Genomic DNA, 18,493 nt, shown 5'->3' with positions numbered 1-18,493 from the left:
GGCCCACCCGCGTCGGACGCCGCCGAATCCCCGGATCACCCGCCCGGCCGCGCGCTCCCGCCAACCACCACCCGGCCGGCCAGCAGTGCGCCGAGCAGCGCCAACCCGGCGGCCACCACCAGGGTCGCCGTGTAGCTGGCCGGGCCCGGGGCGCTTCCGACGGCCAGCACCGCGCCGGTGAGCGCCAGCATGGTCGCCGCGAACAGCGAGTCGCCCAGTTGCAGCGAGGAGCTGTTGCGACCCTGCTCCCCGGGGGCGGACAGCTCCAGGGTCAGCACCGACAACGACGGATAGAGCAACCCCATGCCGAGGCCGGCCACCGCCCAGCCCAGCACGGCGACGGCCACCGGCAGCTCGGGCCGGACGGCCAGCGCCACCGTGGCGGTGCCGACCGTGATGCAGGTCAACCCGGCCCGCGGCAGGCTGGCGCGGGAGGCCGGCAGCGGGATCCGGCCCTGCACCCAGGAGCCCACCGACCAGGCCAGCGCCCCGACCGTGAGAACCAGCCCGGCGGCGGTCGGCGACAGACCCCGCTCCCGGGACAGCATCAACGGGATGACCACCTCGGCGCCGACGAACGCCGCCGAGGCCAGACCCCGCAGCCCGACGACGGTGGGCAGGCCCCGGGCCGCCCGCAGGAACCCGGGCGGCAGCAGGCGCGGGGCGCAGACCAGCAGGCCAGCCACCGCCAGCGCGATCAGGACCACGGCGACGGCACCGCGCTGCTGTCCCCCGATGTGCAGCAGTGCGGCGCTCACCCCCGCCCCGCACGCCCAGCCGATCCGGGCCGCCGCGCCCGCCGGCGGCCGGGTCGGCACACTCCGGTCCAGCGACCGCAGGCCGGGATGGATCAACAGCACGGCCGGCACGGCCACCGCCGGCACCGCCAGGAAGACCCACCGCCAGCCCAGGTACTCCACGATCAGACCGGCCAGCGCCGGCCCGACCAGCGACGGTACGACCCACGCCGCCGCGAACGCGGCGAAGATCCGCCGGTGCAGCTCCTCCGGGTACGCGTGCGCGACGATCACGTAGAGCGCCACCGAGAGCAGCCCGGAGCCGAACCCCTGCACCACCCGGCCGACGACCAGCGCACCCATCGCGGGGGCGGTCCCGGCGATCAACAGCCCGACCACGAACCAGGCGACGCCGTTCCACATCGGCCCCCGGGGCCCACGAGCGTCGCACCAGATCCCGGAGACCACCATGGCCAGCACGCCCGCGGCGAACGGACCGCCGAAGGCGATGCCGTACAGCGCCAGCCCGTCCAGGTTGCGAGCGACGGTCGGCATCGCCGTACCGACCGCCAGCGCCTCGAACGCGAGCAGCGAGATCAGCGCGACGCTGCCCACCGTCATTGCCCGCAGTCGGGGCGCGAACAGTCCGGGCGGGGCCGGTACCGCGGTGGCGGTCACCGTGCACCCGCCGATCGGTCGTCGGGCGGGCGGGTCCCCCGCGGTGTGCTCGGCATGCGCCCAGCCTGCGACCTCAACCCGAATTCAGGTCAACCGGTGGTGACCCGGCTCTCGTCAGGCGTTCTCCAGCGCCTGCCCGACGCCCCGTACGAGTCCCGAGAAGTGCTGGTCCGACAGGAGGTGGCCGGCCGTGATCACCAGGGCCAGCGGCCATTCGATGACCTGGAGCGCGGCGAGCACCCCGAGCCCGGCGTAGTACGCGATCCGGTCCGGCGGTGGCACCGCCACCTGACCCAGCATCGGCACCTCCACCCGCCGGCTGTACGTCCGGACGGTCTCCTGCGCACCGTTGAGGTGTCGCGTCAGCGTGCTCATACCGGCCTCCCCGTGTCCGTTGACGTTCGCCGGATTCCACCGCCCACCTCGTCCATGCGCCGCCGACTGCGGAAAGTTCCGCTGCTCGCGGGGCATAACGGATGGCAGGCCGGGAAGCCAGGCCGCCGGACGCGAGGCGGCGGGAGGGCGACGATGGGCGTGGGCGGAACCAACATCTGCGGGGAGTCGGACCGGCGTCCGTCCAGCCGTACGCCTCGATGAGGGCAGCGGGCCGCGCCGTCGGCCGCCTCCTGCCGTCCATCGGCGTGCCGAACCTCGTCGGCGAGGCCTCCCGGACCGTGGGCTCGGCCGCGACCCGGCTGGCCCGGACGGCCGGCCTGACCCGGCGTCGGGTCTGGTCCCGGCCCGGCCGGCACCACATCGAGGTGCACGGCGTCTGCCAGCAAGGCGGTGACCGGCTGGCCCGGCAGGTCGAGGGCGCGCTGGAGCGGCTGCCCGGGGTGGCCTGGGCGCGGGTGAACGCGCCGTCGGGTCGGGTCGTGGTGGCCATGCAGGCACCCGAGCCCCAGCTGCGCGACCTGATCGCCACGATCGCCAAGGTCGAGAAGACCTGTGAGCACGAGCCGGATCCGGAGATCCCGCCGCCGCACCCACCGGAGGAGGGACCCCGAACTCCCCGCACCCTCGGTGCGCTCGCCTCGGACGCGTTGGGCCTGACCATCTCGGCGGCCACCCGGATCCTCCCGTTCGCGCCGGTGCCCGCCGAGGTGGCCGGGTTGCTCGCCGCGGTGGACCTGCAACCCAAGCTGCATGCACTCGCAGCCCGTGGGCTGCGCGCCGATCCCCGCGCGGACATCCTTTTTCCGCTCGCCGAAGCGGTGGCCCAGGGCCTGGCCGGAGGCTGGACCGGGATAGTCCTGGACGGCGCTCAACGAATCGCCCAGTGGGGCGAGGCGCGGGCGCAGCTCACCGCGTGGGAGAAGGCCGAGCCACGGCTGACCGGCGACCCGGAGCGCGCCACGGCCCGATGGCCGGTGGCCGAACGCCCCCGGCCCAAGCCGAACGGCCCGGTCGAGCGGTACGTCAACCGGATGCTGGCCGCGGGCGTGGCGGCTGCCGGGGCCGCGGCGCCCTTCGCCGGCCCCAAGCGGGCCGCCGCGCTGGGCCTGTCCGCGCTGCCCAAGGCCCCGGGCAGCGGACGCGAGGGGTACGCCGCCCAGCTCGGCCGGATCCTGGCCCGGCGCGGCGTGATCGCGATGGACCGCGCCGTGCTGCGCGAGCTGGACCGGATCGACACGCTGGTGTTGGACGCCGCGGTGCTCGGCTCGGACCGGGGCGTGCTGGCCGACCTGGCCCCGGGCCGTGGAGTGGACGTCGAGCAGGTGGCGGAGCGGGCGTTCGCGTTGTTCGACCCGGCTGATCCCGCCGGCTCGCGGGCGGCGGACGGCTGGCGGCTCGGACCACTGGACCAACTGCCCGCCGGCGACGCTGCTGACGTTCCGGACAGCGACCGGCTGCGGACGGCCGGAGGTCAGCTGCTCGGCCTGGCCCAGGGCGACCGGCTCGCCGCGCTGCTCCGGGTCGAACCGGAGCCCGCGCCGGGTGTCGACGGCCTCCCGGCGGCGGCCCGGCAGGCCGGCCTACGGCTGGTCGTGGCCGGCGATGACGAGCAGCGGTACGGCTTCGCCGATGCGATGCTGCCCGGCGGGGACCGGCTGATCGACTCGGTACGGGCGTTGCAGCGCGACGGGGCGGTGGTGATGCTGGTCTCCGCCGACCGGTCGGCGCTCGGCGCGTCCGACTGCGGCCTGGGGGTCTCCGCGCCGGAGGAACTGCCGCCGTGGGGCGCGCACCTGCTGGTCGGGGCGGACCTCCGGGTGGTGGCGCTGCTGGTGGAGGCGACCGGGGTGGCCCGGCGAATGACCCAGCAGAACATCCGACTGGCCATGGCCGGCACCGGTCTCGGGGCGCTGGGCGCGTTCACCGCCGCCCCGACCCAGTTGCCCGGCAGGGCACTGGGCGCCGTGAACGGCGCGGCCGGGTTGGCCTTCGCGCACGGCGTCTGGCGGGCCCGCCGGCTGCCGGACCGGTCGGACACTCCGGCGCCGGTGGCGACCGCCTGGCACCTGATGCCGGTCGGCACCGTGTTCAACCGGCTCGGCACCGGACCGGACGGGCTGGACAGCGCCGAGGCGCAGCGCCGACAGGACGGGCAGGGCCCGAGCGGCGGCGACGCACCCGGAAGCGGTGGTCTGCTGCGCGCCTTCGTGGACGAGCTCGCGAACCCGCTCACCCCGGTGCTGGCCGCCGGCGCGGTGCTGTCCGCGTCGTTCGGCTCGCTGGTCGATGCCGCGCTGGTGGGCAGCGTGGTCGGCGGGTCCGCCCTGATCGGGGCGGTGCATGAGCGCAACACCGAACGGTCGCTGGCCGAGCTGCTGTCCCGTTCGGCGGTGACCGCCCGGGTCCGGCGGGACGGTGCCGAGCGGGTGGTCGCCGCCGAGGACCTGGTCCTCGGGGACGTCATCGCCGTCGAGCCGGGTGACTCGGTGCCCGCCGACTGCCGGGTGCTCGAATCGGTGGGCCTGGAGGCGGACGAGTCGTCGCTGACCGGTGAATCGCTGCCGGTCGCCAAGGGCAACCGCCCGGTGGTCGCCGCCGCCGTCGCCGACCGGCACTCGATGCTGTACGAGGGCACGACCGTCGCCGCCGGCCACGGCACCGCCGTGGTGGTCGCCACCGGCGCCGACACCGAGGCCGGGCGCAGCCTGGCGCTGGTCCGGCAGGCGCCACCGACCAGCGGGGTGGAGGCCCGCCTGGGTTCGTTGACCAGCGCCGCCATCCCGTTGGCCGCCGGCTCGGCGGTGGCGGTGGCCGGCGCCGGCCTGCTCCGGGGCGTACCGCTGGCGGAGACGGCGGCGACCGCCGCGAACCTCGCCGTGGCGTCGGTGCCGGAGGGGCTGCCGTTCCTGGTCAGCGCGGCGCAGCTGGCCGCCGCCCGGCGGCTGGCCGAGCACGGCGCGCTGGTGCGCAACCCGCGCACGATCGAGGCGTTGGGCCGGGTGGACGTGCTCTGCTTCGACAAGACCGGCACCCTCACCGAGGGTCAGTTGCTGCTCGCCGGGGTGGGCGACGGCGTCGGCGACCGGTACGCGCCGGTGGACCGGCTGGACGATCGCCTCCGGTTGACGCTGGCCACGGCGCTGCGGGCCACCCCCGCGGCGAACGACCCGGAGGAGTTGGCGCTCCAGACCGACCGTGCGGTCCGGCGGGGCGCCAGGGTGGCCGGGGTGGTGGAGCAGACCGGCGTCGCAGGCTGGCGGGCGGCCGGCGGGCTGCCGTTCGAACCGTCGCGCGGTTACCACGCGAGCATCGGCGAGACCGACGGTCGCCTGCTGCTGAGCGTCAAGGGCGCCCCGGAGACGGTGCTGCCGCGCTGCTCGGCCCGGCGCACCGACGGCGGCCATGAGCCGCTGGACGACGCCGGCCGGGAGGAGCTGCACCGGATGCTGGCCGACCGGGCCGGGGCGGGGCACCGGATCCTGGCCGTCGCCGAGTGCGAGGCGGACGACCCGAAGGTGGCCGACGGGGACGTCCGGGACCTGACCTTCGTGGGTTTCCTCGCCCTCGCGGACGGGGTCCGGGAGAGCGCCGCCCCGGCGGTACGCCGGATCCGGCAGGCCGGCGTACACACCATCATGATCACGGGGGACCATCCGGCCACCGCCGAGGCCATCGCCGCCACCATCAGCGAGCACGACGAGCAGCGGGTGGTCACCGCGGGCGAACTCGACCAACTGGACGACGAGGCGCTCGCCGAGCGGTTGGCCAACACCGACGTGGTGGCCCGCTGCACCCCGGCGCACAAGGTACGGATCATCCAGGCGTTGCAGAAGTGCGGGCGGACCGTGGCGATGACCGGCGACGGCGCCAACGACGCCCCGGCGATCCGGCTGGCCGACGTCGGGATCGCTCTCGGCCAGCGGGGCACCCCGGCGGCCCGGGCCGCCGCCGACCTGGTGGTCACCGACGACCGGCTGGAGACCATCATCGCCACCCTGGTCGAGGGTCGGGCGATGTGGTCGTCGGTGCGGCACGCGCTCAGCATCCTGGTCGGCGGCAACCTCGGCGAGATCGCGTTCAGCGTGCTCACCGCCGCGGCGACCGGCCGTTCCGCGCTCACCGGACGGCAACTGCTGCTGGTCAACCTCCTCACCGACCTGGCGCCGGCGCTCGCCATCGCGATCCGCCCGCCCGCGTCGGACCGCACCGACGGCCTGCTCCGGGAGGGCCCGGACGCCTCGCTCGGAGAAACCCTGACCAGGGAGATCGGGTTGCGCGCGGCGGCCACCACGCTGGGCGCCACCGCCGGCTGGACGTTGGCCCGGTACACCGGCCGCCGTCGGCGGGCCGGCACGGTCGCGCTGGTCTCCCTGGTCGGCACCCAGCTCGGCCAGACGATCCTGGCCGGCGGCACCAGCCCGGCGGTGCTGGCGTCCACGGCGGCGTCGCTGGGGGTGCTGGTCGTGGTGGTGCAGACGCCGGGGGTGAGCCAGTTCTTCGGCTGCACCCCGCTCGGACCGGTCGGCTGGACCATCGGGGCCGGTTCCGCGCTCGGGGCCACCTTCGCCAATGGTGCACTCACCAAGCTGGTGGAGCACCTGCCGCAGGCCCGACCCCACGACGGTGGAGCGAGCGGATCCGAGGGCTGACAGCTCGCCCGCGCATGCCCGCCGCCCGCCGGGGTACCGCAGCACGGGAGGAGGTGGGCACGGTGACGGAGCAGCCGCAGGTGACGTTCGTCGGTACCGCGACGACGGTGCTGCGGATCGGCGGGTTCACCCTGCTGACCGATCCGAACTTCCTGCACCGGGGCCAACGGGCGTACCTGGGAAAGGGCATGTGGTCGCGCCGGCGTACGGACCCGGCGCTGCGGATCGCCCAGCTCCCGGAGCTGGACGCGGTGGTCCTCTCCCACCTGCACGGCGACCACTTCGATCGGGTGGCCCGCCGCGACCTGGCCCGCGAGCTGCCCATCGTCACCACCCCGGCGGCGGAACGCAAGCTGCGCCGCTGGGGATTCCGGGCCGCCGAGGGCCTGCCGACCTGGTCGTCCCGGCAGCTGCACCGCGACGGTACGACCCTGCGGCTGACCTCGATGCCCGGTAAGCACGGCACGGGTGCTCTGGACCGGCTGCTGCCCGACGTGATGGGCACGATGATCGACGTGGAGCGCGCCGGAGGACGCGAGTTCCGGTTGTACGTCACCGGCGACACGCTGAACCGGCCGCTGCTCGCCGCCATCCCCGAGCGGTACCCGGACATCGACGCGATGCTCATCCACCTCGGCGGCACGAAGGTTGCCGGTGTCCTGCTCACGATGGACGCCAAGCAGGGCGCCGACCTGGTGGAGCTGGTTCGGCCGAAGCTGACCGTGCCGATCCACTACGACGACTACGGGCTTTTCCGCTCACCGCTGGCGCACTTCGTCGACGAGGCCCGACGCCGGGGCTGGGTGGCACAGGTACGCACCATCGCCCGCGGCGAGACCGTCCCGCTCGCCCCGCCCGTCTGACCGCCGGCCGCTGCGCGACACCTCAGAGCTCGGTCCGACCCACCGGTCGAAGCACTCACCGGCACACCGATCGCCGCCACCGGTTGGCCGGCGACGGCGATCGAGGATGGACGACGTCAGCTGCGCTCGGAGATGGCCTCGATGAGGTCACCCACGGGGCGCTCCGGCAGGGACCGGGCCACATCGGCCACGGCCACGATGCCGACGAGCTGATGCCCGTCGATCACCGGCAGCCGGCGTACCTTGTGCTGGCCCATGGTCCGCAGGATCTCGGCAGCGTCGTCGTCCGCGCCGATGGTCACCGCCTCACCCTGGGCCAGCTCGCCGGCGGTCACGTTGGCCGGGTCGCGACCCTCCGCCAGCACCTTCACCACGATGTCGCGGTCGGTCAGCATGCCCTTGAGCCGGTTGTCGTCACCGCAGATCGGCAGCGAGCCGACTCCCAGCTCGGCCATCCGCTTCGCGGCCGACTTCAGGTCGTCCTGCTCGCGGACGCAGCTCACGTCGTTCGTCATGATCTCGCGTGCGGTCGGCATTGGTCTGACACCTCACTTCCGGGGGGGGGTTGTTGCCGTTCCTCCTACCCCGACCGTCCTCGACCATGCGAACCAGCGGGGCGCGGCTCACTGCTCCGCGCCGTGCGCGCAGTTGGAGGGCGGTTCTTCTCCGGCCACGATGAAGTCCGCACAGGTGACGAAGCGGTAATTGAAGTTCCCGACGAGAAAGCCGGCCAGCGCCACGGTGGCGACGATCGCCGCCACGGTGAGTTTGAGACGAAGGCCCGGGAGAGTGAAGTACCTGGGCGCGAGCAATCGGAGGAGTATGGCCGTCACGAACGGCACCACGGCGAGGGCAGCGACGTTCAGCACCTGGTCAGCGATCCGACCCACGTCCCCGAGGGGGTGTGGCACGGCGAGCCGCAGCAGCAGGAGCGCAATCGGGGGCAGGAAGAGGAGCAGTATCCAACGGTGGGTGTGCACCCGGCGGCGTAACAGGACGGCGCTCAGCAGCACCACGAGGGACAGCACGAACAGTTCCTGCCGCCGGTAGTAGAAGATTGTCCGGTGGGTGCCGAGGGTGAACGCGACGTCCCAGGCATAGAGAGAGGCACCGGACGCGATCGCGTAGAAGCCACCCAGCTTCTGTTCCGCGGTCCCCCGTAGGAGGTCGTCGCCCTCGGCGAGTTCTCGCGACTTCTCGGCGGCTCGCTTGACCGGACGCTCCCCGCTCATGCCCCTGCCCATCGTGCTCGTCGCCCAGCCGTGGCGGTCCAACGTCTCCCGGTGCCAGCGGCAAGGAAGCGCCAGGATCGAGCGGGCGGCTGGTTCCCCGGCCTCTAGGCCGGTAACGATCGCGAGTCACATCCCGCTTCGGTCCGGGCCCTTGGAGCAGGCGGCGATGGGTGCTGGTGGAGCCCGAGAGCTCATATATTCGTGCCGTGCACATGGAACAGGTCCGGCAGGCGTATGCCTCCGTCGCAGAGCTCTACATCGAGCTGTTCGGTACGAGCCAGCAGGTACACGCCGACGATCTCGCCTTCATCGGGCGACATCTGGTGGGCCGACCCGGCACGGTGCTCGATCTGGGCTGCGGGCCCGGCCATATCACCGATTACCTTCGTTCGCTGGGCGCCGACGCAACGGGAATCGACCTGGTCCCCGAGTTCATCGCCCATGCCCGGGCGGCCCACCCGAGCGGCAAATACCAACTCGGGTCGATGGAAGATCTCGCCGTTGCCAACCACTCCATCGCCGGCATCCTGGCCTGGGGCTCGTTGATCCATTTACCGCCGCAAGAACTCGACGGCGTGCTCGCTGAGTTCCGGCGAGTAATGGCCCCGGCCGGCACGTTGGTGCTTGCTCTCTTCGTAGGTGACGAGGTCGCCGCCTTCGACCACAAGGTCGTGACCGCCTATCGCTGGCCCGTTGACGAGTTCTCCGAGCGACTGGCGCGAGCCGGCTTCACGGAAGTTGAGCGCCTGCAGCGGCCCGGCGACGGCACTCATCGGCCGCACGCCGCCATCGCGGCGATCGCGGCCGAAGGGTGAGCTTCCGTGCTCGCTCATCGGCAGGGAAGCACCCAGTTTGGACGCCGCCTCGATCTATCGTGAGCGGGAGCGCCGGTGCGGCGTCCCGGCACGGTGGCGTAACGGCGTACCTGCCGAGCCCTGCGGACGGCGTCGCAGGGACGCTGACCGCGGGGCGGGGTGGTGACCGACGCACCGGGCGAGGCGGTGGACACGTACGAAGCTGGGTGCCGTCGCAGCGATGAGTCTGCCGGCGCCCACAGGTCTGCCTCGCGACCGAGACAACCAACTCTTCGGGAGTAAGGCATGGGCCTCATCCACATCGAGCTGTTCGCAACCCTCGACCTCGTCGGGCAGGCGCCCGGCGGCCCCGACGAGGACCCGGCGGGATTCCCGTTCGGCGGCTGGCAGGCGCCCCTGCTGGACGAGGTCGCCGGGGCGCAGGTGTTTGCCGCGTACGAGGGCACCGACGCCCTCCTGCTCGGCCGGCGGACGTATGACATCTTCGCCGCCTACTGGCCGCACCAGGAGGGCGGCGAGGACAACGAGATCGCCACGCTCTTCAACAGCGTCCCGAAGTACGTGGCCTCCCGCGGCAAGCCCGACCTCTCGTGGGCCGGGTCCACCCAACTCGGCCCGGATCTGGCTGGCGAGGTGCGCGAGATCCGTGACCGGCACGAGCACGTGAAGGTCGTCGGCAGCCTGAACCTGGTGCAGACCCTCCTACGCGAGAAGCTCTTCGACCGTCTCGACCTCTGGGTGCACCCGATCATGCTCGGCGTCGGGAAGAAGGTGTTCGACGGTGGCGCGGTGCCCACGAACGTCACGCTCCTCGAACCGCCGGTGGCCAACCTCAGGGGCACCGTCTACCTGCGCTACGGGCTCGCCGATGGCACGCCTGGAACGGGAGACATGAGCGCACCCGATCGCGGTGCCGGACGCGACCACTGAAGCCACGCCACGCCAGGTGGCGTCGGCGGCGGTGAATCCGCAGGTTGGCGTCAGGAGAGCCTCGTCTACGTCTGCGAAACCACATCCGCACGCTTGCGGTACAGCACGCAACGACGCAAGGGACTCTCGTCTTCGTCGGGGTCGTCAAAGTCCTCACCCGGGTCCGTGGTCATTGCAATCCGGCGCATCACCGCCTGCGAACGCAGGTTCGCCTTCGTGGTCACGGCCAAGATTTCCGTCAACCCGACCTTGTCAAAGCCGTATCGCAACATCGCCAGCGCGGCCTCCGTTGCGTACCCGTGGCCCCAAGCCGACCGGGACAGTCGCCAGCCAGCCTCCACGCCGGTGAACGGCATGCCCTCGTCCACCACGTCCAAGCCAGCGAACCCGACAAATTGCCTTGTGTCGCGGACCTCCACAGCCCAGAAGCCGAAACCATTCCGGTCTAAATCTTCCTGGAAGCTGCGCATCGAGGCTGCGGCCTGCTCCGGAGTGAGTAGCGGCCCGAGATGCTCTCGGACCTCGGGGTCGGCGTTCATGGCCGCCCACGGCGACAGGTCGGAGGCGCGCCAATCCCGCAGGATAAGCCGCTCAGTCTCGATCTTCACCATCCGGCGAACCTATGCAACCCCGCCGGATCTCGGCAAAGCATTAGCGAGCCGGCCGCGCGTAGAGGATCGGGTCGGCCGGCGTCGTCACCGCGGCTGACCTGCTCGCTTCGTCGGTTGATGCCGGTCGGCACCCTTCCGCGTCGGCCGGTTCGGCTGTACAAGTGGGTGTACAGCCCAACCGGGGACACTCAGCACGTGGTCGAGGTGCAAGCCTCCCTGTCCGCGCTGTTCATGGCCAACTGCAGGGGTCTAAAATTCCAGGCCATGCGTGGGTTCTTCACCGTTGGGGCTCGAAGGCTCTCGTATCTTGACTTTGGTGGTTCGGGCACTCCGCTCCTGGCTCTTCACGGGCACTACAACGAAGCGTCGGCATTCGCGCCGCTGGCTGAGGCGTTGGCACCGCGGTGGCGGGTGATCGCGCTCGATCAGCGTGGGCATGGAGCCTCGGACCGTGCCGAAAGCTATGAGCGGGACGATTATGTTGCCGACGTTGCCGCCTTCCACCGGCATCTGGAAGTCGGTCCTGTGGCGGTGCTGGGCCACTCACTCGGCGGCGTGAACGCCTACCAGTACGCCGGCCGGCACGCGGACCGGGTCACCGCCCTGATCGTCGAGGACGCAGGCGCGGTTGTGGACTGCGACTGGTCGTTCACCACCAGCCTGCCTCGCCAAGCGCAATCCCGTGATGCGCTGGCCTCGGCCCTGGGCGCCACGGCTCCCTATCTGGAGTGTTCCTACCGCCGGTCGAAGAACGGCTGGGGCTTCTCGTTCGACATCGATGACACGGTGGTGTCCCAGAAAGCACTCAACGGTGACCACTGGAAGGACTGGGATTCGGTCAGCTGCCCCACCCTCCTGATCCGTGGAACGCGCAGCGGTGAACTGGCAGCCGGCCACGCGCGCGAGATGATCGCTCGTCGCGCCGGCCAGGCCCGTCTTGTCGAGCTGCCAGCCGGTCATGTTGTGCATCACGATGCTCAAGCGCAGTTCGCCGCCGCTGTCAGTGTCTTTCTGTCCCAACCCGACTGAGCTGTTGGGCCTGCGGTGGTCGGATGTCGACCTGCCGGGAAGGGCGCTTTTCGTCCGGCGCTTCAATCAGCTCCGTGCGGCGGCCGGGCTCGACTGGCTACATCTGCACGACCTGCGGCACGCGTTCGCGACGATCCTGCTAGACCAGGGGAAGGATCTGCGGACGGTGCTGGAGCTGCTCTGGTACGTACTCGGGACCGAGATCAACCGAGGAAAGTGCTGGTGGAGCCCAGGGGACTCGAACCCCTAACCCCTGCCTTGCAAAGGCAGTGCTCTGCCAGTTGAGCTAGGGCCCCGTGGGCGGCTGCTGCGCCGATCGCTCGCCGCCGGCCGGACTTCAGCGCAGGTCGGGCGCGGTGGTCGCCTCGTGCCACAGGGCGCGCTCGTCGTTGGAGGCCTTGACCTTGTTGAACACGACGGCGGCCACGCCGACGACGCCGGCCAGAATCAGCAGCTTCTTGAACATGGGGACACCCCTCGCGCTCGACTACCGTCGGACGACGTGCGGTGGGGCTAGCTGGAATCGAACCAGCGACCTCAGAGTTATCAGCTCTGCGCTCTAACCGACTGAGCTATAGCCCCGCGTGCGACGAGCAAGGTTAACCCATCCGCTCAGCCGGCCCCAAATCGGGGTCCGGGCCCGCGAGCCGGGCCGTCGACGCCTGCAAAACCTACCTGAGTACGAGACGCCGGAGCGACCGCATTCCACGGTGCCCCGGCGTCCCGATCGCTCAGTCCCGCTCGGCGAGAGTCAACTCGATCCCGCCGACGAGGTCGGCGCAGACGTTGTAGACGAACGCTCCCAGCGTGGCCAGCGCGGTGAACAGCACCACGTTGACCAGGCCGATCAGCGCCGAGCTGAGGATCACGCCCTTGGCGGTGATCTGGAAGCCGCTGGTGCTCTGCCCGCCGCCGGCGTTCACCAGGTCGCTCAGGCTGTCGTTGACGCTCTGGAACACCCCCATCGCGTCCAGCGCCAGGTAGAGCACCGACGTGGCGACCACCACGACGATGAAGAGCACCACCGAGACGGCGAACGCGAACTTCATCACGGACCAGGGGTCGATCCGCTTGAGGTTCAGACGGGCCCGGCGCGGTCCGCGGGACGCGGCCGAGCTGACCGAGGTACGCGCTGCGCGTACCGCGTCGCCGACCCGGGCCGCCCCGACCGCCGACGCGTTACCGATCCCCGGCGGTAGGCCGCCGCCGCTGGCCGGGCGGCCGGCACCGGTGGTACGTCCCCCGTCCGGCTGCGGCTTGCTCATACCGGGGGTGATCCGGGGCTGGGTGCCGGTGGCCCCGGTGGACGACGCCTCGCCGGGCCGGACATTGATCGGCTGGGTGGTCGTGGGACGTGTCGGGGCCGCCGCCACCGGGGGTGCCTCGGGAGACGCCGGCGCCTCGACACCGGACGGCTCGGTCTTGTCGCCCGACCCACCGTCCTCGCCGGGCTGGTCCGGTGGGGGTGTCATGCCGGGAGCCCGGGTGAATTTCGGGGCAGGCGCGTCGGCGGGGACCGTTGCCCGGCCCACGGCCGCGCGGCCGGTCGCTGGTGTGCCGCCCTTGGCGGCCTCCTCGTCGACCGGGTTGGCCGAGGTCCCCGTGTTCCCCGACTTCGCCTGTGTCTCCGTCATTCAACTAGTCCTGTTCGTCGGGTTCGTCGGCATTGCGAGCAATGGCCACGATAGTCACGCCGTCCGGGAGGTCCATCAGCTTGACCCCCATTGTGTTCCGGTCACGCGTACGGCGTACAGGCTTCACCGGAGTCCGGATGACACCACCGTTGCTGGTGATCGCGAACAGCTCGTCGTCCGGGTCGATCACCACCGCGCCGACCAGACCACCGCGCCGCTCGGTGATCTTCGCAGTCAACACGCCCTTACCTCCCCGGCCCTGCACCGGGTATTCCTCGATCGGGGTCCGTTTCGCGTATCCCCCGTTCGTGGCCACCAGAACGTCCAGACCCTCCCGAACGACCTCCATGGCGAGCAGGACGTCGTCGTCCGTGAAGCGCATGCCGATCACGCCGGAGGTGGCCCGGCCCATCGGCCGCAGCGCCTCGTCGGAGGCGTTGAACCGGATCGCCTGAGCCTTCTTGGAGACCAGCAGCAGGTCGTCCTCCGGCGCAACCAGCGCAGCACCGACCAGCTCGTCCTCATCGCGCAGGTTGATCGCGATGATTCCGCCGGAACGGTTGGAGTCGAACTCCTCGAGCCGCGTCTTCTTCACCAGGCCGTTCTTCGTGGCCAGTACCAGATAGGGGGCTACCTGGTAGTTCGGGATTTCGATGATCTGCGCGATCTGCTCGTCGGGCAGGAAGGCGAGCAGGTTGGCCACGTGCTGGCCCTTGGCTACCCTACTGGCCTCCGGCAACTCGTACGCCTTGGCCCGGTAGACGCGTCCCTTGTTCGTGAAGAACAGGATCCAGTCGTGGGTTGAGCATACGAAGAAGTGGCTGACAATGTCGTCCTGCCGCAGCGTGGCGCCGCTGACGCCCTTGCCACCCCGCCGCTGCGAGCGATAGAGATCGGCCTTGGTCCGCTTGGCGTACCCCGTCCGGGTGATCGTGACGACCACGTCCTCCCGGGCGATGAGGTCCTCCATCGAGACCTCGCCGTCGAACGGGATGATCTGCGTCCGCCGCTCGTCGCCCCACTTGGCGACGATCTCGCCGAGCTCCTCCGAGACGATCCTCCGCTGCCGCTCCGGCTTGGCGAGGATGTCCTTGAGGTCGGCGATTTCGATCTCGAGCTTGGCCAGGTCGTCCAGGATCCGCTGCCGCTCTAGGGCGGCGAGGCGGCGCAGCTGCATGTCCAGGATCGCGGTCGCCTGGATCTCGTCGATCTCCAGCAGCCGGATCAGGCCCTGCCGGGCGTCGTCCACCGTCGGCGAGCGCCGGATCAGGGCGATCACCTCGTCCAGCGCGTCCAGCGCCTTGGACAGACCGCGCAGGATGTGCGCCCGCTCCTCGGCCTTGCGCAGCCGGAACGCGGTCCGCCGGCGGATCACGTCGATCTGGTGCTCGACGTAGTAGCGGATGAACTGCGCCAGGTTGAGCGTGCGCGGCACCCCGTCGACCAGCGCCAGCATGTTGGCGCCGAAGGTCTCCTGGAGCTGGGTGTGCTTGTAGAGGTTGTTCAGCACGACCTTGGCGACCGCGTCGCGCTTGAGAACCAGCACGATCCGCATGCCGGTACGACCGGAGGACTCGTCGCGGATGTCGGCGATCCCGGCGAGCTTGCCCTCCTTGATCAGTTCGGCGATCCGCTCGGCGAGATTGTCCGGGTTGACCTGGTAGGGCAGTTCGCTGACGACCAGGCAGGGCCGGCCCCGCTTGTCTTCCTCGACCTCCACCACGGCGCGCATCCGGATCGAGCCGCGACCGGTGCGGTACGCGTCCTGGATCGCGGTGGTGCCGACGATCAGGCCGTGGGTCGGGAAGTCCGGACCCTTGACGATTCCGAGCAGGGCTTCGAGGGTGGTCTCCTCGTCCTCCTCCGGGTGCTCCAGGCACCACTGCACCGCCGCGCCGATCTCCCGCAGGTTGTGCGGCGGGATCTTGGTGGCCATGCCGACCGCGATGCCCTCGGAGCCGTTCACCAACAGGTTGGGGATCCGCGACGGCAGGATGGTGGGCTCCTTGGCCCGGCCGTCGTAGTTGTCCTGCAGGTCGACGGTGTCCTCGTCGATGTCCCGCAGCATCTCCATGGCCAGCGGGTCGAGCTTGCACTCCGTGTACCGCATGGCGGCGGCCGGGTCGTTGCCCGGAGAGCCGAAGTTGCCGTTGCCGTCCACCAGCGGATACCGCAGCGACCAGGGCTGCGCCATCCGGACCAGCGCGTCGTAGATCGCCGAGTCGCCGTGCGGGTGGAACTGACCCATCACGTCGCCGACGACCCGGGAACACTTCACGTAGCCGCGGTCCGGCCGGTAGCCCGAGTCGAACATGGCGTACAGGATCTTGCGGTGGACCGGCTTCAGCCCGTCCCGGACGTCCGGGAGCGCACGACCGACGATGACGCTCATCGCGTAGTCGAGGTAGGAGCGCTGCATCTCCACCTCGAGCCCGACCGGCTCGATCCGGTCGTGCGCGACCACGGCGGCGATGGCCTCGGCGGGGACCTCTGGCTCGTTCGGTGTGGACTCGGGGGAATCGGTCACTGTATACCCTTATCAGACTCAGAGTCGTTTTCGTGCTGTGGATAACGGCTGTGGATACTGGCCAAGCTGTGGATAACTCTGTGGATCGGCGGGTCGGCCGGGTTCGCCCCGGCCGACCCGCCGAGCTCCATCAGATGTCCAGGAACCGCACGTCCTTGGCGTTGCGCTGGATGAACGACCGGCGCGCCTCGACGTCCTCACCCATCAGCACGCTGAACAACTCGTCGGCGGTCGCCGCGTCGTCGAGCGTGACCTGACGCAGAGTACGCGTCGCCGGGTTCATCGTGGTTTCCCACAGCTCGGGATAGTTCATCTCGCCGAGGCCCTTGAACCGCTGAATGTCGTCCGGCTTGGCGTTCGGCTTCTTCTGCTGGCGCAGCGCGATCAGCCCGTCCCGCTCACGGTCGGAGTAGGCGTACTGCGCGTCGTCGCCCTTCTTGTTCCACTTGATCTTGTAGAGCGGCGGGGCGGCCAGGTAGACGTGGCCCATCTCGACGAGTGGACGCATGAAGCGGAACAGCAGGGTGAGCAGCAACGTCTGGATGTGCTGGCCGTCGACGTCCGCGTCGGCCATCAGCACCACCTTGTGGTAGCGCAGCTTCTCCATGTCGAAATCGTCGTGGATGCCGGTGCCCAGCGCGGTGATCAGCGCCTGGACCTCGTTGTTCTTCAGCACCCGGTCGATCCGGGCCTTCTCCACGTTGAGGATCTTGCCGCGGATCGGCAGGATCGCCTGGGTCCGTGGGTCCCGGCCCTGCTTGGCCGAGCCACCCGCCGAGTCGCCCTCGACGATGAAGACTTCGGACTCGCGCGGGTCGGTGGACTGGCAGTCGGCCAGCTTGCCCGGCATCGAGCCGGACTCCAGCAGCGACTTGCGGCGGGCCAGCTTGCGCGCCTGCTGCGCGGCGATCCGGGCGCGAGCCGCCTGGGAGGCCTTCTGGATGATCATCTTGGCCTCGGCCGGGTTGCGGTCGAACCAGTCGACCAGCCGGTCGTTGCAGACCCGCTGCACGAAGCTCTTCACCGGGGTGTTGCCGAGCTTGGTCTTGGTCTGGCCCTCGAACTGCGGGTTGGCCAGCTTGACCGAGATGATCGCGGCGAGGCCTTCCCGGATGTCCTCGCCGGAGAGCTTCTCGTCACCCTTGAGCAGCTTCTTGTCGGTGCCGTACCGGTTGACCACGCTGGTCAGCGCGGACCGGAAGCCCTCCTCGTGGGTGCCGCCCTCGTGCGTGTTGATCGTGTTGGCGAAGGTGTAGACCGACTCGCCGTACGACTCGTTCCACTGCATGGCGATCTCGAGCGACATCCCCTCCTCCTCGGCGCCGAACTCGACCACGGTCTTGTGGATCGGGTTCTTCGAGGCGTTGAGGTGCCGGACGAAGTCGGCGATGCCGCCCTCGTAGAAGAAGGTCACCTCGCGCTGCCGGCCGTCCTCCTCCTCGGCCACCCGCTCGTCGAGCAGGTGGATGCGGAGGGCACGGTTGAGGAAGGCCATCTCCTGGAGGCGCCGGTAGATGGTCTGGAAGTCGAAGTCGACGGTCTCGAAGACGTCGGGGTCGGGCCAGAAGGAGACCGCCGAGCCGGTGCTGTCGGTGGTCTCACCCTTGTCCAGCGGACCGGGCTTGGAGTTGTTGTACTGCTGCCGCCACACGAAACCGGACTTGTGGATCTCCACGGCCATCCGGGTGGAGAGCGCGTTCACGACGGACACGCCGACGCCGTGCAGACCACCGGAGACCGCGTACGCCTTGCCGTCGAACTTGCCGCCCGCGTGCAGCACGGTCAGCGCGACCTCGACGCCCGGCTTCTTGAGCTTCGGGTGCAGGTCGACCGGGAAGCCACGGCCGTTGTCGGTGACCTGGACCCCGCCGTCGGCGCGCAGCACGACGTCGATGGTGTCGCAGTATCCGGCCAGCGCCTCGTCGACCGCGTTGTCGACGACCTCCCAGACGAGGTGGTGCAGACCGCGCTCGCCCGTGGACCCGATGTACATACCGGGCCGCTTGCGAACCGCCTCCAGCCCCTCGAGAACGGTGATCGACTCTGCGCCGTACTCCTGCTTGTCCTGCGCTGCCACCCTCGGCCACTTTCTCGCGTCGTCCGCGCCGGAAGGGCGCGTCGGGCGCGGGTTCGGCGGACAGGACGCGACGTCGACGCGCGGACCGGTGCCGGAGATTTCCGGACAGCGGGTCGAACGCGCCGGTCGCCGCGGTTTGCCCGCGGATCGCGATCGGCTCGACCCGACGTGGAGAATGATTCCGGGGCCATCGGCCCCGTCCCTCGCTCCGCACCGGGTCTTCGTCTCACTGTCAATCCTACTGTGCGCGGAGGACAGAACCACCACTCGGCACCCTCAGCGAGGCGGCTGAGAAGTCCATAGCCGGCAGAACCC

15 protein-coding genes and 2 tRNA genes are annotated in these 18,493 nt (G+C 70.6%); 6 read left to right on the top strand and 11 right to left on the bottom strand.

Annotation, left to right across the window (positions count from 1 at the left end; all coding sequences use genetic code 11):
- Nucleotides 1–35: 35 nt before the first annotated feature.
- Both BUS84_RS23410 and BUS84_RS23405 read right to left on the bottom strand, forming a co-directional pair.
- Nucleotides 36–1,415 carry an MFS transporter gene (locus BUS84_RS23410; RefSeq protein ID WP_244298712.1) on the bottom strand — a complete coding sequence of 460 codons (1,380 nt, stop codon included), beginning with the start codon at nucleotides 1,413–1,415 and terminating at the stop codon, nucleotides 36–38.
- 114 nt (nucleotides 1,416–1,529) lie between these two features.
- On the bottom strand, nucleotides 1,530–1,790 hold the full coding sequence (locus BUS84_RS23405; RefSeq protein WP_074315602.1) for a hypothetical protein: 261 nt from the start codon (nucleotides 1,788–1,790) through the stop codon (nucleotides 1,530–1,532).
- A 218-nt stretch (nucleotides 1,791–2,008) separates the two neighbouring features.
- Here BUS84_RS23405 and BUS84_RS23400 point away from each other — a divergent pair, with 218 nt between their 5' ends.
- Both BUS84_RS23400 and BUS84_RS23395 read left to right on the top strand, forming a co-directional pair.
- Complete coding sequence (locus BUS84_RS23400) at nucleotides 2,009–6,460, top strand: cation-translocating P-type ATPase (protein WP_074315600.1); 4,452 nt, start codon at nucleotides 2,009–2,011, stop codon at nucleotides 6,458–6,460.
- Nucleotides 6,461–6,522: 62 nt separating this feature from the next.
- Nucleotides 6,523–7,323, top strand: a complete 801-nt coding sequence (locus BUS84_RS23395; RefSeq protein ID WP_074319044.1) for an MBL fold metallo-hydrolase — start codon at nucleotides 6,523–6,525, stop codon at nucleotides 7,321–7,323.
- 116 nt (nucleotides 7,324–7,439) lie between these two features.
- On the opposite strand, the gene BUS84_RS23390 is transcribed toward BUS84_RS23395, so the two are convergent.
- Together BUS84_RS23390 and BUS84_RS23385 are read right to left on the bottom strand one after the other, a co-directional pair.
- On the bottom strand, nucleotides 7,440–7,859 hold the full coding sequence (locus BUS84_RS23390; protein ID WP_074315599.1) for a CBS domain-containing protein: 420 nt from the start codon (nucleotides 7,857–7,859) through the stop codon (nucleotides 7,440–7,442).
- An 87-nt stretch (nucleotides 7,860–7,946) separates the two neighbouring features.
- On the bottom strand, nucleotides 7,947–8,555 hold the full coding sequence (locus tag BUS84_RS23385; RefSeq protein WP_074315597.1) for a hypothetical protein: 609 nt from the start codon (nucleotides 8,553–8,555) through the stop codon (nucleotides 7,947–7,949).
- 206 nt (nucleotides 8,556–8,761) lie between these two features.
- Here BUS84_RS23385 and BUS84_RS23380 point away from each other — a divergent pair, with 206 nt between their 5' ends.
- Nucleotides 8,762–9,370, top strand: a complete 609-nt coding sequence (locus BUS84_RS23380) for a class I SAM-dependent methyltransferase (protein WP_143728491.1) — start codon at nucleotides 8,762–8,764, stop codon at nucleotides 9,368–9,370.
- Nucleotides 9,371–9,655: 285 nt separating this feature from the next.
- Complete coding sequence (locus BUS84_RS23375; protein ID WP_074315595.1) at nucleotides 9,656–10,300, top strand: dihydrofolate reductase family protein; 645 nt, start codon at nucleotides 9,656–9,658, stop codon at nucleotides 10,298–10,300.
- Nucleotides 10,301–10,365: 65 nt separating this feature from the next.
- Here the strand turns inward: BUS84_RS23375 and BUS84_RS23370 are convergent, their stop codons facing one another.
- Complete coding sequence (locus BUS84_RS23370; RefSeq protein ID WP_074315593.1) at nucleotides 10,366–10,911, bottom strand: GNAT family N-acetyltransferase; 546 nt, start codon at nucleotides 10,909–10,911, stop codon at nucleotides 10,366–10,368.
- A 195-nt stretch (nucleotides 10,912–11,106) separates the two neighbouring features.
- Between BUS84_RS23370 and BUS84_RS23365 the strand changes: the two genes are divergently transcribed.
- Together BUS84_RS23365 and BUS84_RS23360 are read left to right on the top strand one after the other, a co-directional pair.
- The gene (locus BUS84_RS23365) at nucleotides 11,107–11,940 is read left to right on the top strand and encodes an alpha/beta fold hydrolase (protein ID WP_208869724.1); all 834 of its coding nucleotides are present in this window, start codon (nucleotides 11,107–11,109) and stop codon (nucleotides 11,938–11,940) included.
- A gap of 4 nt (nucleotides 11,941–11,944) precedes the next feature.
- Nucleotides 11,945–12,190: a tyrosine-type recombinase/integrase gene (locus BUS84_RS23360; protein ID WP_074315591.1), complete on the top strand. Its 246-nt coding sequence runs from the start codon at nucleotides 11,945–11,947 to the stop codon at nucleotides 12,188–12,190.
- On the opposite strand, the gene BUS84_RS23355 is transcribed toward BUS84_RS23360, so the two are convergent.
- The 6 genes from BUS84_RS23355 to gyrB all read right to left on the bottom strand — a co-directional run bounded on the left by BUS84_RS23355 (nucleotide 12,161) and on the right by gyrB (nucleotide 18,178).
- Nucleotides 12,161–12,236: transfer RNA gene (locus tag BUS84_RS23355), tRNA-Ala, on the bottom strand. The genes BUS84_RS23360 and BUS84_RS23355 overlap by 30 nt on opposite strands.
- 41 nt (nucleotides 12,237–12,277) lie before the next feature.
- Nucleotides 12,278–12,406, bottom strand: a complete 129-nt coding sequence (locus BUS84_RS39075; RefSeq protein ID WP_208869723.1) for a DLW-39 family protein — start codon at nucleotides 12,404–12,406, stop codon at nucleotides 12,278–12,280.
- Between the two features lie 42 nt (nucleotides 12,407–12,448).
- Nucleotides 12,449–12,522, bottom strand: a tRNA-Ile gene (locus BUS84_RS23350).
- Nucleotides 12,523–12,671: 149 nt separating this feature from the next.
- Nucleotides 12,672–13,574, bottom strand: a complete 903-nt coding sequence (locus BUS84_RS23345) for a DUF3566 domain-containing protein (protein WP_074315589.1) — start codon at nucleotides 13,572–13,574, stop codon at nucleotides 12,672–12,674.
- A 4-nt stretch (nucleotides 13,575–13,578) separates the two neighbouring features.
- The gene (gene gyrA / locus BUS84_RS23340) at nucleotides 13,579–16,101 is read right to left on the bottom strand and encodes a DNA gyrase subunit A (protein WP_074315587.1); all 2,523 of its coding nucleotides are present in this window, start codon (nucleotides 16,099–16,101) and stop codon (nucleotides 13,579–13,581) included.
- 130 nt (nucleotides 16,102–16,231) lie between these two features.
- A complete protein-coding gene (gene gyrB, locus BUS84_RS23335; protein WP_074315585.1) occupies nucleotides 16,232–18,178 on the bottom strand; it encodes a DNA topoisomerase (ATP-hydrolyzing) subunit B in 1,947 nt (648 codons plus the stop codon).
- Between the last annotated feature and the right edge of the window lie 315 nt (nucleotides 18,179–18,493).

The organism is Micromonospora cremea (genome assembly GCF_900143515.1).
GTDB classification, from domain to species: Bacteria; Actinomycetota; Actinomycetes; order Mycobacteriales; family Micromonosporaceae; genus Micromonospora; species Micromonospora cremea.
This window is presented reverse-complemented; position numbering and strand designations above follow the sequence as displayed.

Excerpts from the sequence above, each read along its gene's own strand:
- BUS84_RS23405 (WP_074315602.1), bottom strand. The coding sequence starts at position 1,790 with ATGAGCACGCTGACGCGACACCTCAACGGTGCGCAGGAGACCGTCCGG.
- BUS84_RS23400 (WP_074315600.1), top strand. The coding sequence starts at position 2,009 with ATGAGGGCAGCGGGCCGCGCCGTCGGCCGCCTCCTGCCGTCCATCGGC.
- BUS84_RS23390 (WP_074315599.1), bottom strand. The coding sequence starts at position 7,859 with ATGCCGACCGCACGCGAGATCATGACGAACGACGTGAGCTGCGTCCGC.
- BUS84_RS23385 (WP_074315597.1), bottom strand. The coding sequence starts at position 8,555 with ATGAGCGGGGAGCGTCCGGTCAAGCGAGCCGCCGAGAAGTCGCGAGAA.
- BUS84_RS23375 (WP_074315595.1), top strand. The coding sequence starts at position 9,656 with ATGGGCCTCATCCACATCGAGCTGTTCGCAACCCTCGACCTCGTCGGG.
- BUS84_RS23370 (WP_074315593.1), bottom strand. The coding sequence starts at position 10,911 with ATGGTGAAGATCGAGACTGAGCGGCTTATCCTGCGGGATTGGCGCGCC.
- BUS84_RS39075 (WP_208869723.1), bottom strand. The coding sequence starts at position 12,406 with ATGTTCAAGAAGCTGCTGATTCTGGCCGGCGTCGTCGGCGTGGCCGCC.
- BUS84_RS23345 (WP_074315589.1), bottom strand. The coding sequence starts at position 13,574 with ATGACGGAGACACAGGCGAAGTCGGGGAACACGGGGACCTCGGCCAAC.